Origin of the sequence: Actinomadura sp. WAC 06369, from assembly GCF_003947565.1 — a bacterium.
In the GTDB taxonomy this organism is placed as follows: Bacteria; Actinomycetota; Actinomycetes; order Streptosporangiales; family Streptosporangiaceae; genus Spirillospora; species Spirillospora rifamycini.
Genome location: NZ_QHJN01000067.1, coordinates 1 through 11522, shown reverse-complemented (window position 1 = coordinate 11522; position 11522 = coordinate 1). Strand labels below are relative to the sequence as shown.

Annotated in this window: 12 protein-coding genes; 5 read left to right on the top strand and 7 right to left on the bottom strand. The window is 74.7% G+C overall.

Going from position 1 to position 11522, the window contains the following annotated elements:
• Positions 1 to 18 precede the first annotated feature (18 nt).
• Positions 19 to 1434, bottom strand: coding sequence for an ABC transporter substrate-binding protein (locus DMH08_RS19400; protein WP_026400914.1), 1416 nt, complete (start codon positions 1432 to 1434; stop codon positions 19 to 21).
• 84 nt (positions 1435 to 1518) lie between these two features.
• Positions 1519 to 2280, bottom strand: coding sequence for an SDR family NAD(P)-dependent oxidoreductase (locus DMH08_RS19395; RefSeq protein ID WP_125616628.1), 762 nt, complete (start codon positions 2278 to 2280; stop codon positions 1519 to 1521).
• 245 nt (positions 2281 to 2525) lie between these two features.
• On the opposite strand from DMH08_RS19395, the gene DMH08_RS19390 reads away from it, so the two are divergent.
• Positions 2526 to 4151: a class I adenylate-forming enzyme family protein gene (locus tag DMH08_RS19390; RefSeq protein WP_125616626.1), complete on the top strand. Its 1626-nt coding sequence runs from the start codon at positions 2526 to 2528 to the stop codon at positions 4149 to 4151.
• A 9-nt stretch (positions 4152 to 4160) separates the two neighbouring features.
• Here the strand turns inward: DMH08_RS19390 and DMH08_RS19385 are convergent, their stop codons facing one another.
• On the bottom strand, positions 4161 to 4937 hold the full coding sequence (locus tag DMH08_RS19385; RefSeq protein WP_026400917.1) for an AraC family transcriptional regulator: 777 nt from the start codon (positions 4935 to 4937) through the stop codon (positions 4161 to 4163).
• A 64-nt stretch (positions 4938 to 5001) separates the two neighbouring features.
• Between DMH08_RS19385 and DMH08_RS19380 the strand changes: the two genes are divergently transcribed.
• Positions 5002 to 5616, top strand: a complete 615-nt coding sequence (locus DMH08_RS19380) for a TIGR03086 family metal-binding protein (RefSeq protein WP_026400918.1) — start codon at positions 5002 to 5004, stop codon at positions 5614 to 5616.
• 116 nt (positions 5617 to 5732) lie between these two features.
• Positions 5733 to 6833 (top strand): serine hydrolase domain-containing protein, encoded by a 1101-nt coding sequence (locus DMH08_RS19375; RefSeq protein ID WP_199747896.1) that lies wholly within the window; start codon positions 5733 to 5735, stop codon positions 6831 to 6833.
• Between the two features lie 2 nt (positions 6834 to 6835).
• On the opposite strand, the gene DMH08_RS19370 is transcribed toward DMH08_RS19375, so the two are convergent.
• The 3 genes from DMH08_RS19370 to DMH08_RS19360 all read right to left on the bottom strand — a co-directional run bounded on the left by DMH08_RS19370 (position 6836) and on the right by DMH08_RS19360 (position 9725).
• Positions 6836 to 8218, bottom strand: a complete 1383-nt coding sequence (locus DMH08_RS19370) for a family 2B encapsulin nanocompartment shell protein (RefSeq protein WP_026400920.1) — start codon at positions 8216 to 8218, stop codon at positions 6836 to 6838.
• Between the two features lie 146 nt (positions 8219 to 8364).
• Positions 8365 to 9054: a DedA family protein gene (locus DMH08_RS19365; RefSeq protein ID WP_051300175.1), complete on the bottom strand. Its 690-nt coding sequence runs from the start codon at positions 9052 to 9054 to the stop codon at positions 8365 to 8367.
• Positions 9055 to 9176: 122 nt separating this feature from the next.
• Positions 9177 to 9725, bottom strand: coding sequence for a winged helix-turn-helix transcriptional regulator (locus tag DMH08_RS19360; protein ID WP_026400921.1), 549 nt, complete (start codon positions 9723 to 9725; stop codon positions 9177 to 9179).
• 80 nt (positions 9726 to 9805) lie between these two features.
• On the opposite strand from DMH08_RS19360, the gene DMH08_RS19355 reads away from it, so the two are divergent.
• A complete protein-coding gene (locus DMH08_RS19355) occupies positions 9806 to 10555 on the top strand; it encodes a class I SAM-dependent methyltransferase (RefSeq protein WP_125616620.1) in 750 nt (249 codons plus the stop codon).
• A gap of 3 nt (positions 10556 to 10558) precedes the next feature.
• Here DMH08_RS19355 and DMH08_RS19350 read toward each other — a convergent pair whose 3' ends face one another.
• Positions 10559 to 10777 (bottom strand): hypothetical protein, encoded by a 219-nt coding sequence (locus DMH08_RS19350; protein WP_125616617.1) that lies wholly within the window; start codon positions 10775 to 10777, stop codon positions 10559 to 10561.
• 113 nt (positions 10778 to 10890) lie between these two features.
• Here DMH08_RS19350 and DMH08_RS19345 point away from each other — a divergent pair, with 113 nt between their 5' ends.
• Positions 10891 to 11499: a TetR/AcrR family transcriptional regulator gene (locus tag DMH08_RS19345; protein ID WP_199747895.1), complete on the top strand. Its 609-nt coding sequence runs from the start codon at positions 10891 to 10893 to the stop codon at positions 11497 to 11499.
• The last annotated feature ends 23 nt before the right edge of the window (positions 11500 to 11522 follow it).

The following is an 11522-nucleotide window of genomic DNA, read 5'->3' as shown; positions in this document are numbered from 1 at the left end:
TCGGTCGTGCCGTGCGCCTCACGAGGTCTGCGGCTTGATGACGTCGTCCGTCAGGAACTTCGTGGAGATCCGGTCGTCGTCCAGCTCGGTGCCCCACGTCTTGGCGTCGGTCTCCACCACGTAGTCGTCGCCGCAGGAGAACTCCCCGGTCTCCTCCGGGAAGACCTGGTTCCACTTCTCGCCGGTCAGCTTCACGACCAGCGCGCAGCTCGCGGGCTTGTTGGCGCCCGGGTCGGTCGGGGCGTGCAGCCCGCCGCCCGTCCACTCGTGGACCTTCGCCAGCTCGTTGACGACGCACTGCCGGGTGAGGTCGGAGCCGCACTTGTCGGCGGCCGTCGCCCACAGCAGGAACGACGACGTCGCCTGCATGCCCAGCAGCGCGATCTTGCCGTCCTTGGCCTCGACGAGGTCCATGTACTGCTTGACCGCGGGCGCCTTGCCGGCGTTCTCGAACGGCTGGAAGATCATGCCCGCGTACAGGTTGTCGCCCGCGCCCGAGCCCTTGTTCCACTCGGAGACCTTGGTGCTGTACCAGGTCGCCTCCATCAGGTACTTCGGCTCGGCGCCCGCCCGCTTCACCGACTCCAGCAGGCTGAACTGGCCCGGGTCGGGGGTGTCGGACGACCACAGGTACCCGGCGCCGCACTTCTTGATCTTCTGCGCGAACGGCATGTAGCTGCTCTCGCCCGCGTCGTTCAGCCGGACGCCGCACTCCATCGGCTCCACGCCGACCTGCTTCATCGCGGACACGACCTTGTTCGTCCCGGTCGTCACCGCGGGCGACGTCGACAGCAGCACGTCCGTCTTGCCGTCGAAGTCCGACCACATCTCCTGCGCGATGCGCAGCGACCCGATGTTCATCCGGTCCACCGGGTACGGGACGGCCTCGAACTTCATCGGCCCCATCGCCGCGTTCGGGCCCACCGTGAAGCCCGCGACCGTCGGCAGCTTGCACGCCACCCGGTACTGCTCGGCGGCGTCGTCCATCGCGAAGCCCTGCCCGACGAGCATGAAGTCCTGCTTGCAGGACTCCTGCACCACCTTCGCGGCGTGCATGTAGGCGCCGTCGTACTGGTTGCCCTTGATCTTGCGGCCGTTGATGCCGCCCTGCCCGTTGCACCAGTCGATCAGCGCGGAGACGGCGTCGCCCATCTCCTTCGACAGGCCCGGCGCGGACGCGAAGCCCCGGTCGTCGCCGAAGCCGATCGTGATGGCGTCGTCGGTGACGCCCTGGTCCGTGGCGCCCTTCGCGTCGCCCGGTCCGCAGGGCGACGGCAGCGTCCCGAACTTCTCGGCGGACGCGGCGGCCTGCCCGCCGCCGCCCGCGCCGTCGCCCTGCATCAGCGCGGTCCCGGACCGCTCGCTGGTGCAGGACGCCACCAGCGCCACGGCGAGGGCACCCGCCGCGAGGCGTCCGATCTTGTCGACCTTCATCCGGTCGTCTCCTTTAGTGGGTGGGGGTGGTGATGGCGGGGGGCGTGGTCCTTGGCGGGGAGGCCCGTGCGCCGGCGGCGCGCGTCAGCCGAAGAACGCCTGGCCGCCGTCCAGCGGGATCGTCGCGCCGGTCAGGTAGCGCAGGTCGGGCTGGACGAGCGCGAGCACCGCCCGGCCGATGTCCTGCTCGCAGTCGCCGATGTAGCCCAGCGGGATCGTCTTGCGGAACTCCTCGGCGGCCTCCGGGAACGCGTCGGCCCACCGCCGCAGGCCGGGCGAGAGGGCGTGCGGCGCGATCGAGTTCGCGCGGATGCCGTCCGGGCCCCACTCGGCCGCGGCCGTCCGGGTCAGCGACCGGAGCGCCTGCTTGGCCGCCGCGTACGCGCCGTACGTATGCGGGTCCCAGCGGACCATCGCGGAGGTGACGAGGTTGACGATGCTGCCGCCGCCGCGCGCCTTCATGTGCGGGTGGCAGGCCCGCATGAACGCGAACGCCGCGAACGGGCCGGTGCGGAAGCCCTTCTGGAAGTCGGCGTCGCTCATCCCCAGCAGCGGCCCGTACTTCCCCGAGTAGGCGTTGTTGACCAGGATGTCGATGCCGCCCAGCCGCTCGGCGACCGCGTCCACGAGCCCGGGGATCGCGTCGGTGTCGGCGACGTCGCAGGCGAACGGCTCGGCGCGCGCCCCGCGCTCCCGTACGAGGCCGCACGTCGTCTCGAGCTTCGCCGCGGTCCGGCCGAGCACCGCGACCGCCGCGCCCTCCGACGCGAGCGCCAGCGCGATGCCCTGCCCCACGCCCTGCCCGGCGCCCGTGACGATCGCGACCTTGCCGTCGAGGGTTCCCATGCTGCGCTCCCGTGTTCGATTGACCCTGGTGGTGCGGCGCCGGACCAGGTGGTCGGCGTGTCGCCGCGGGCCGCGGCCCTGGTTGCGGCCATCGTGATGTGACGCGGCCCACGCGGGCCGTCCAGTCCCGCTCACCGGGAACCCGGTGCGCGCCCCTGCGGAAACGCCGGTCCCGCTCAGCGGAATGGTCTGGTGCCTCCGGCCGGGCGGATGAGAATCTGCGGCAACGCCAGCGAGGAGGAGCCATGACGGCGATGGAGATCGTGCAGGGGCTGGTCGGCCCCGGCGGCGAGTTCGAGCTCCGCGAGGAGGAGGTGCTGGGCACCCGGCTGCCGGTGTTCACCGGGCGGGCCCGCAACCTCGGCGCCGTCCTGGCCGCGTCCGCCGCCTACGGCGACCGCGACTACATCGTCACCGCCACCCGCCGCATCTCCTTCGCGGAGCACGCGGCGCGGGCGGCGTCGCTCGCCAAGGCGCTGCGGGACGACCACGGCGTGCGGCCCGGCGACCGCGTCGCGATCAACGCGGCGAACTCCCCCGAGTGGATCCTGGCGTTCTGGGCCGTGCTCGCGGCCGGGGGCATCGCCGTCGCCTACAACGCCTGGTGGACGCCCGCCGAGATCGAGTACGCGCTCGGCCACACCGAGCCGGTGCTGGTCATCGCCGACGCCAAGCGCGCCGAGCGGACCGCCGGGGCGCGGGTGCTGACCGTCGAGGACGACGTCCCGGCGCTCGCCGCACGCTACCCGGACGCGACCCTCGCCGCGCTGGGCGTGCCCGAGGCCGCCGAGGACGACCCGGCGGTCATCCTCTACACGAGCGGGACGTCGGGACGCCCGAAGGGCGCCGTGCACACGCACCGCAACCTCACGTCGGTGATCGAGTACCACCGGTTCAACGACGCGCTGATGCGCGCGATGGGCGTCCCCGGTGACCCCGCCGACCGCCGCTACCTGCTGGTCCTGCCGCTGTTCCACATCGCGAGCCTGCACAACCTGGCCGTCCCGCGGCTGGCCACCGGCTCCGCCGTGATCATGCACGAGGGCCGGTTCGACGTGGACGCCGTCCTCGGGCTGATCGAGCGGGAGCGCGTGACGAACTGGGGCGCGGTGCCGACGATGGCGCACCGGATCGTCGAGCACGGCGCCGCGGCGAAGTACGACCTGTCGTCGCTGACCGCGTTCTCGCTGGCCACCGCCCCGTCCTCGCCCGCGTTCAAGGAGCGGCTGCGGGCGGTGTTCCCGCCGGCCAAGGACGCCCTCGTCGACAGCTACGGCCTCACCGAGTCGTGCACCGGCGTCGCCACCGCCACGCCCGCCGACCTCGCCGAGGCCCCCGGGACGCTCGGCCGCCCCGTCATCGGCGTCCAGCTCGAGATCCGCGACCCGGACGGCAACGCGCTGCCCGAGGGCGCGGAGGGCGAGGTGTGCGTCCGCAGCGCCTACAACATGCTCGGCTACTGGAAGGACCAAGCGGCCACCGACCAGGCGATCCGCGCGGACCGGTGGCTGCACACCGGCGACATCGGCATGGTCGAGGGCGGGCGGCTGCGGCTCACCACCCGCCGCTCCGACCTGATCCTGCGCGGCGGCGAGAACGTGTACCCGGCGGAGATCGAGAACGTCCTCGCCGAGTTCCCGGGCGTGCGCGAGTGCGTCGTCCTGGGCGTCCCGCACGCCGACCTCGGCCAGGAGGTGACGGCCGTGGTGGTCTTCGCGGACGCCGTCCCGGCGGAGGACGAGATCGCGGCGTTCGCCCGCGAGCGCCTCGCCTACTACAAGGTGCCGTCGCGGTGGCGCCTCACGACCGAGCCGCTGCCGCGCAACGCGACGGGCAAGGTCGTCCGGCGCGAGGTCGAGACGTCCGGCTGACCCCGGACGTCAGCGGGCGTAGCGGGCGGGGGGCTCCCCGACCGCCGCCGTGAAGTCGCGGACCAGGTGCGCCTGGTCGTAGTAGCCCAGCTCGCCGGCCAGGGCGGCCCAGTCGACCGGGACGCCCCGGTCGGCGCGGGTCGCGGCCTCGTGCAGGCGCGCCCGCCGCAGCACCCACTTCGGGCTCGCCCCCACGTACTCGGCGAAGAGCCGCTGGAGCGTCCGGGACGAGACGTGCAGCAGGTCGGCGGCCTGCCCGACGCGGAACACGGCCGGGGACGCGGTGAGCCGCTCGACCATCTCCGCGACCTCGGCGGCGACCGGGTCGGGGGCGGGCAGCCGGGGCAGCAGGAACTCCTCGGCCGCCTTCGCCATCAGGTCGGTGTCGGACGAGCCGAGGACCTCGCGGTTCGCGGCGCCGACCGCGGGGCCGAAGAACTCCGCGGCCGGGAACCTGCCGTCGGCCAGCCCGATCACCGGCCGTCCGGCGAACGGCCGGAAGCAGCCCGGCCGGAACTTCACGCCGAGGACCTGCCCCTCCCCCTCCAGGCGGCGGACGAACAGGTCGCGGTCGACTCCGTAGACGAGCGGCTCCGGCTCCTCGAACACCAGGTGGACGCTCGGATGCGACAGCACCTTCGTGTCGTACGGCTCCGGGGTGCGCCACCGGACGTGCCAGTAGTGCTCCACGATCCCGCGCAGGCCCGCGCCGGGCGGACGCCGCTCCAGGTCGACGATGGACGCCTGCCTCTGCGGGTACAGCACGCCCCGTCCGAACTCGCCCATGTGCCCAGGATATTGGCGCTTTTCTCCAAGAGGCCGCCGCGCGCGCGGACATACGGTCGAACACATGAACGAAAAGGACGTCGAGCGCTACCACGCTTACATGAAGGAGTGCGCGGCCGAGGCCGCGCGCGTCGCCCGCGCCGTCGCCGCCGCCGGTCCGGACCGGCTCGGCGACCCGACCCCGTGCGCCGCCTTCGACCTGCGGACGCTGGTGAACCACTGGGTGCTCTACACCTCCCACGGCCTGGAGCACCGGGCGCGGCGCGAGCCGCTGCCCGAGGAGCTGACCGGGCGCGACTTCACCGCCGGCGGATCGTGGGCCGAGGAGTATGCCGCCCAACTCGACCGCGCCGTCGCCGCGTGGGCCGACCCCGCCGTGTGGGAGGGCGACGTGGACTTCGGGGGCGGCTCCGCGCCCGCCGTCGACGTCGCGTCCATGGTGATCAAGGAGATGGCCGTGCACGGCTGGGACGCCGCCCGCAGCGTCGGGGCGGAACTGCGCGTCTCGCCCGAGGCCGGGGCGTTCGTCCTCGGCGTGGTCGAGGAGCACGGCGACATCTACCGGAAGTACGACGGGTTCGCCGACCCGGTGCCGGTCCCGGCGGACGCGCCCGCGTTCGAGCGCGCCCTCGGCGCGTCCGGCCGGGACCCGAACTGGCGCGCCGGCGGCGGCGTCTGACAGCCGCCCGCGCCGCACCGCCCCCGCGGAGCCAGACGGGATCCGGTACCCGGGCGGGACGACCGTCCGGCACGGGCGCTCGTAGCGTGACGGTCTCCCCAGCGTAAGGAGACACCATGCTGCGCAAGGCGATCGCCGTCGCCGGCCTCGCCGGGCTGGTCGCGGCCGGGACCGCGGTGCCCGCCGCGGCCGGCGAGGACCGGCCCCGGCTCCGGCGGCTGCTGCACACCCTCACGGCGGAGGACGGGGCGCCCGGCGCGCTCGCCGCGGTCCGGGACCGGCGCGGCCGCACCGTCCTCACCAGCGGCGTCGGGGACGTGCGGACCGGCGCCCCCGTCCCGCGCGAGGGCCACTGGCGGATCGGCAGCATCACCAAGACGTTCACCGCGACCACGGTGCTGCTGCTCGTCGAGGACGGGCTCGTCGACCTCGACGCGCCCGTCGAGCGGTACCTGCCCGGAACGGTGCGCGGCAACGGCCACGACGGGCGGAACATCACCGTCCGGCAGCTCCTCCAGCACACCAGCGGCCTGCCGGACTACCTCGATCACCTCGGCATCGGCCGCATCGTCGAGAACCCCCTCGAACGGCACGACCGCGACGACCTGCTCGCCCTCGCGCTCGCCCACCCGCCGGAGTTCGCGCCCGGCACCGGCTGGTCCTACTCCAACACCGGCTACCTCCTCGCCGGGCTCGTCGTGGAGGCCGTCACCGGCGACCCGCTCGCCGACGTGGTCGAGCGGCGCGTCCTGGACCCGCTGCGCCTGGACGACACCGGCGCCCCCGGCGCCGCGACCGGCCTGCCGTCGCCGCACCCCCGCGGGTACGTCCGCCTGGACGGGACGCTGCTCGACCGGACGCGGCTCAGCGCGTCCACCGCGTGGGGCGGCGGCGACCTGGTGTCGGACGCCTCCGACCTCAACCGGTTCTTCACCGCCCTGGTCGGCGGCCGGGTCCTGCGCCCCGGGACGCTGCGCGAGATGATGCGGACGACGGAGGTCAGCCCGGAGTACGGCCTCGGCCTGCGGCGCGTCCCGAGGTCGTGCGGGGCGCCCGTGTGGGGCCACGCCGGCGACATGGTCGGCTTCAGCACCCTCAGCGGCGCGACCCGCCACGGCCGCGGCGCGACCGTCATGGTGAACGTCAAGCCGGGCCTGAGCGACGCCGGGGAGCAGCGGCTGAAGGACGCCTTCGACGCGGCCCTCTGCGACGACTAGCGTCAGCGGGCGGTCTCGACGTCGTGCAGCACGCCGAGCGCGTCGGGGACGAGGACGGCCGCGGAGAAGTAGACGCCGACCAGGTACGAGCTGATCGCGCGGTCGTCCACGCCCTTGAACCGGACCGACAGCCCCGGCTCGCGCTCGTCCGGGATGCCGGTCTTGTGCAGGCCGATGACGCCCTGGTCGTCCTCGCCGGTGCGCATGGCGATGATCGAGCTGACCCCGGTGCGGCTCACCGGGATCTTGTCGCACGGGAGCAGCGGCACGTTCCGCCAGGCCGTCACCCGCGTGCCGTCCACCTCGGTCTGCTTCGGGTAGACGCCCTGGCGGGTGCACTCGCGCAGGAACGCCGCGATGCCGCGCGGGTGCGCGAGCAGCACGCGCGTCCCGCGCCGCCGCGCGAGCAGCTCGTCCAGGTCGGCGGGCGACGGCGGGCCGCTCCGGGTGGTGAGCCGCTGCCGGGGGTCGGCGTTGTGCAGGAGGCCGAAGTCCCGGTTGTTGACCATCTCGTGCTCCTGGCGCTCCCGCAGCGCCTCGATCGTCAGGCGGAGCTGCTGCTCCACCTGGTCCATCGGGTCGCTGTAGAGGTCCGCCACGCGGGTGTGCACCCGCAGCACCGTCTGCGCCAGGCTCAGCGGGTACTCGCGCGGCTCCGCCTCGTACTCGACGAACGTGCCGGGCAGCCGCGGCTCCCCCGCGTGCCCGGACGCGACGTCGACGGACGCCTCGCCGCGCTTGTTCACCGCCGGCGGGCCCGACTCCCGGAACCGCTCGAGCCGCTCCTGCAGCGCCGCCGAGTTCGCCGCGACCTCCGCGAACGCCTCCCGGGTCAGCGACAGCACCGTGCAGCCCGTCGCCGCCTTCGCGGTCGCCTCCCACACGGCGTCCTCGTCGGTGAGGGCCTCCGCGCCGAAGTACTCTCCGCCGGCCAGCGCGCCCAGCCGCGCCGGCGTCCCGTACGCGCCGTCGCCCAGCCGGACGACCTTCCCGTGCACGATCAGGTGGACCCGGTCGGCCGGGCGCCCCGCCTCCGCGATCACGTCGCCGGCCGCGTACTCCGCCTGCACGCACCGCCCAGCGAGGACCTCCAGCACCCGCGCGTCCGCGAACCCCCGCAGCGGCGCCAGCTCCGCGAGCTCCGACGGGATGACCCGGACCTGCGCGCCCGTGTTGACGAACGCCACCCGCCCGTCGCACACCTGGTAGGCGAGCCGCCGGTTCACCCGGTACGTCCCGCCCGAGACCCGCACCCACGGCAGGACCCGCAGCAGCCAGCGGGACGAGACGCCCTGCATCTGCGGACGCGTCTTGGCGGTCGTCGCGAGGTTCCGCGCGGCGTCCGTCCCCAGGCTGAGCCGCGTGCCGGTCCCACCGTTCGTCATTCGGTCGCCCTCCGTCGCATCACGATTCTTCGCATCACGATGTGCCACCGCGACGCTACGTTGCGCGTTCGGGGGCCCTCTATGGCCGACCGGCGCGGGCAGCCGCACCGGGCGGACACCCACATGTCACCGCGAGGTCCGGCGCGTCAGGCGGACGCGGCGTCCGAGCAGGGCCGCTCCGCGACCGCGGGCGGCTCGGCGGCGGGCTCGGGCGCCTCGTCGCGGGCGCGGCGGGCGCGGCGGCGGAGGAGGAGCACCGCGGCGGCCGCAGCCGCGGCCAGGCCGAACAGGATCCAGGCGCCCCAGCCGAAGAGCTGCTCCAGGCGGGACGCGGACGCGCCCGCGAACGCGCCGATGCTGACGAACACCGCCGCCCAGAGCAGCGACCCGGCGAGCGACGCGAGCAGGAAGCGGCGGTACGGAACGTTCGCGACCCCGGCCGCCGCGGGCGTGAGCGTCCGGACCACCGGGACGAGCCGGGTGACGAACACGGCGGCGGCGCCGTACCGGCGGAGGGCCGCCGCGGCGCGGTCCCAGTGCCGGACGCCGAGCCGGCGCACCGCGCGGGTCTCCCGCATCCGCTCGCCGTTCGCGCGGCCGAGCAGGTACCCGACGTGGTCGCCCGCCGTCACGCCCAGCGCGACGACGAGCAGCATCACCGGGTAGCGGGCCGGGTCGGCGGCCGCGGCGCCGAGGACCACGACGGCCGTCTCCCCCGGGACGACCGACCCGACGCCCAGCCCGGACTCGGCGAACGCCAGCACCCCGGCCACCGCGAGCAGCAGCGGGAAGGGCAGGTCGCTCAGCCCCCGGACCCACTCCGTGACCCATTCCATTCGTCCCATCGTCCGCGAAGCCGGGCTTGCCGGAATCCGCCGGGAAGATGATGTTCCGCCTCACCCGGAAGGGTGACCGCCGCCGCCCGGCCCCCGACCAAAGGCGGGTCCGCCGGCCCGCGTCACCCCTCCGCGGGACGAGGCCGCCCCTGATCCGCGTCCGGGTCTTCGGCGGCGCGCGCGAGGAGGAGGGGGCCGAGGACGCGCGTGGCGGGGCCGACGCGGCCGCCGGGGCCCGGGCGCTGGTCGGTGTTGCCCACCGTGAGCGGCTCCCCGCAGTGCGCGCAGGCGAGGACGGGCGTGGTGTCGTGCCCGCAGTCGCGGTGGCGGATGCGCGCGGGCGGGCCCGCCTCCCCCGCGTACCAGCGGTCGCCCCAGTTCATCAGCGCGAGCAGGACCGGGTAGAGCTCCTTGCCCTTGTCGGTCGGCCGGTAGTGCGCGCGGGGCGGGTGGTCCTGGTACTGCTCGCGGGTCAGGACGTCCTCCTCGACGAGGCGCGCGAGCCGCGCGGAGAGGACCTTGCGGGAGATGCCGAGGTCGCGGGCGAGGTCGTCGAACCGGGTGATCCCGAGCAGGACGTCGCGCATGATCAGCGCGGTCCAGGCGTCCCCGAACAGGTCGGTCGCGCGGGCGATCGAGCAGGCCGCGTCGGACAGCGGGGTACGGGTCATGCCCGGCAGGCTACCCGAAGGTTCCCTGAGGGAACTCGGTTGGTATCTTGAGGGAACTCACGAGGGAGAGGACGCCCGGCATGGGAACCGCACCGCTCATCGAACTCGACTCCACCCGCCCCGGCGCCGTCGACGGGCGCCGCCTGCGCGCGATCGCCTTCCAGGACGTGCGCATGGCCTACCTCGCGGAGCACGGGCTCGCCCGGGGCCGCGCGCTCGTCCTCGGCGGCGGCACCGGGGAGCTGCCGCACGGCATGGCCCGCGCCGGCATGGACGTGACGGCGCTCGACCCGTCCCCGGCGGCGACCCGCATCGCCGAGGCCGCCGCCGGGGACCTGCCCGTCGCGCACCGCACCGCGCGCGCCGAGGACTTCGACGTCCCGCCCGCGTCCTTCGACCTCGTGTACGCGGCCGACACCTTCGAGATCACCGGCGACCTCGACCGCGTCGTCGAACTGGCCGCCCGCGCCCTGCGGCCCGGCGGCGCGCTCGTGTACGACACCGTCAACCGGACCGTCCCGGCGAAGCTCGTCTACCTCGGCGCCTTCCAGCGCCTCCCGTGGACCCGCATCATGCCGCCCCGCCGCTACGCGAGCGACCGGCTGCGGCGCCCGTCCGACGTCGCCGCCGTCCTGTCCCGGCACGGTCTGCACGCCGAGGACGTCTGCGGCTTCAAGCCCGCGAGCGCCGTCGGCCTCGTGCGCACCGTACTGGCCCGCCGCCGCGGCGCCGTCGGCGACGACGAGGTCGCGGCGCTGGCCGGGTTCGTCCTCGACCCGGGCGGCCCCCCGGTCGTCACCTACCTCGGCCACGCCCGCAAGCCCGCCTGACCGTCACCCGCGCCCGCCCGCCTTCGCCCGCCCGTTCGCCCACCCTGCGAGCAGGATCCCGGCGAGCGTCCCGGCGAGGTGGACGACCAGCGCGGCCGGGAATCCGCCGGGCATCCCGCCCAGCAACCCCGCGGCGTCGTGGTCGGCGATCAGGCGGATCGCCCCTTGGGCACCGAGAACGAGGAGGAGCATCCCGGCGACCTGCAGCATGACGAACTTCATCGAACCCCCTGGCGGCACGGGACGCGCACCACGCCCCAGTTACAATGCATCCGCATGGTAACCGGGGCGGAGAGCGGTCGCAATGCGCATGCATTGCGAAAACGGGAGGGCGCGTGCCGAAGGTCGTCGATCACGAGGAGCGCAGGCGGCGGCTCGCCGAGGCGGTGTGGTCGCTGACGGTCCGCGGCGGGCTGGAGAGCGTGACGCTGCGGCGGGTCGCCGCCGAGGCCGGCGTGTCCATGGGGCAGGTCCAGCACTACTACGCGACGCGGGCGGACCTCGTCGCGGACGCGGTCGCCCGGGCGGTGCGGGCGCTCGACGCCCGCATCGAGGCGTCCGTCCGGGCGGCGGGCGCCGAAGGCGACCCCGAGACGATCCTGCGCGAGTGCCTCTACGCGATCCTGGCCCGCGACGAGGAGGGCCTGCGGCTGCTCCGGCTGTCCGTCGCGGTGCTCGGGCAGGCGGTGTCCGACCCGGCCATGGCCGCCGTGCTCGCCCCCGGCGACGACGCGCTGCTGACGTTCACGGCGGGCCTCATCGCCGCCGCCCGCGCCGCCCGCGGCGCCCCGGCGCGCGGCGACGACCGCGTCGCCGCCGACATCTGCTGGACGCTCGCCACCGGCCTCGGCGTCGACGTCGCGCTGGGCCACCGCTCCCCCGACGCCGCCAAGGCGGTGCTCGACCACCACGTCGACACCGTCCTCGCCCCGCCCACCGCCTGACCTCCCGCCGGACGCCCCGGGGC

Coding starts and splice junctions, on each gene's coding strand:
- DMH08_RS19390 (WP_125616626.1), top strand. CDS start 2,526: ATGACGGCGATGGAGATCGTGCAGGGGCTGGTCGGCCCCGGCGGCGAG.
- DMH08_RS19360 (WP_026400921.1), bottom strand. CDS start 9,725: ATGACCCGTACCCCGCTGTCCGACGCGGCCTGCTCGATCGCCCGCGCG.
- DMH08_RS19350 (WP_125616617.1), bottom strand. CDS start 10,777: ATGAAGTTCGTCATGCTGCAGGTCGCCGGGATGCTCCTCCTCGTTCTC.
- DMH08_RS19365 (WP_051300175.1), bottom strand. CDS start 9,054: ATGGAATGGGTCACGGAGTGGGTCCGGGGGCTGAGCGACCTGCCCTTC.
- DMH08_RS19385 (WP_026400917.1), bottom strand. CDS start 4,937: ATGGGCGAGTTCGGACGGGGCGTGCTGTACCCGCAGAGGCAGGCGTCC.
- DMH08_RS19355 (WP_125616620.1), top strand. CDS start 9,806: ATGGGAACCGCACCGCTCATCGAACTCGACTCCACCCGCCCCGGCGCC.
- DMH08_RS19380 (WP_026400918.1), top strand. CDS start 5,002: ATGAACGAAAAGGACGTCGAGCGCTACCACGCTTACATGAAGGAGTGC.
- DMH08_RS19400 (WP_026400914.1), bottom strand. CDS start 1,434: ATGAAGGTCGACAAGATCGGACGCCTCGCGGCGGGTGCCCTCGCCGTG.
- DMH08_RS19395 (WP_125616628.1), bottom strand. CDS start 2,280: ATGGGAACCCTCGACGGCAAGGTCGCGATCGTCACGGGCGCCGGGCAG.
- DMH08_RS19370 (WP_026400920.1), bottom strand. CDS start 8,218: ATGACGAACGGTGGGACCGGCACGCGGCTCAGCCTGGGGACGGACGCC.
- DMH08_RS19375 (WP_199747896.1), top strand. CDS start 5,733: ATGCTGCGCAAGGCGATCGCCGTCGCCGGCCTCGCCGGGCTGGTCGCG.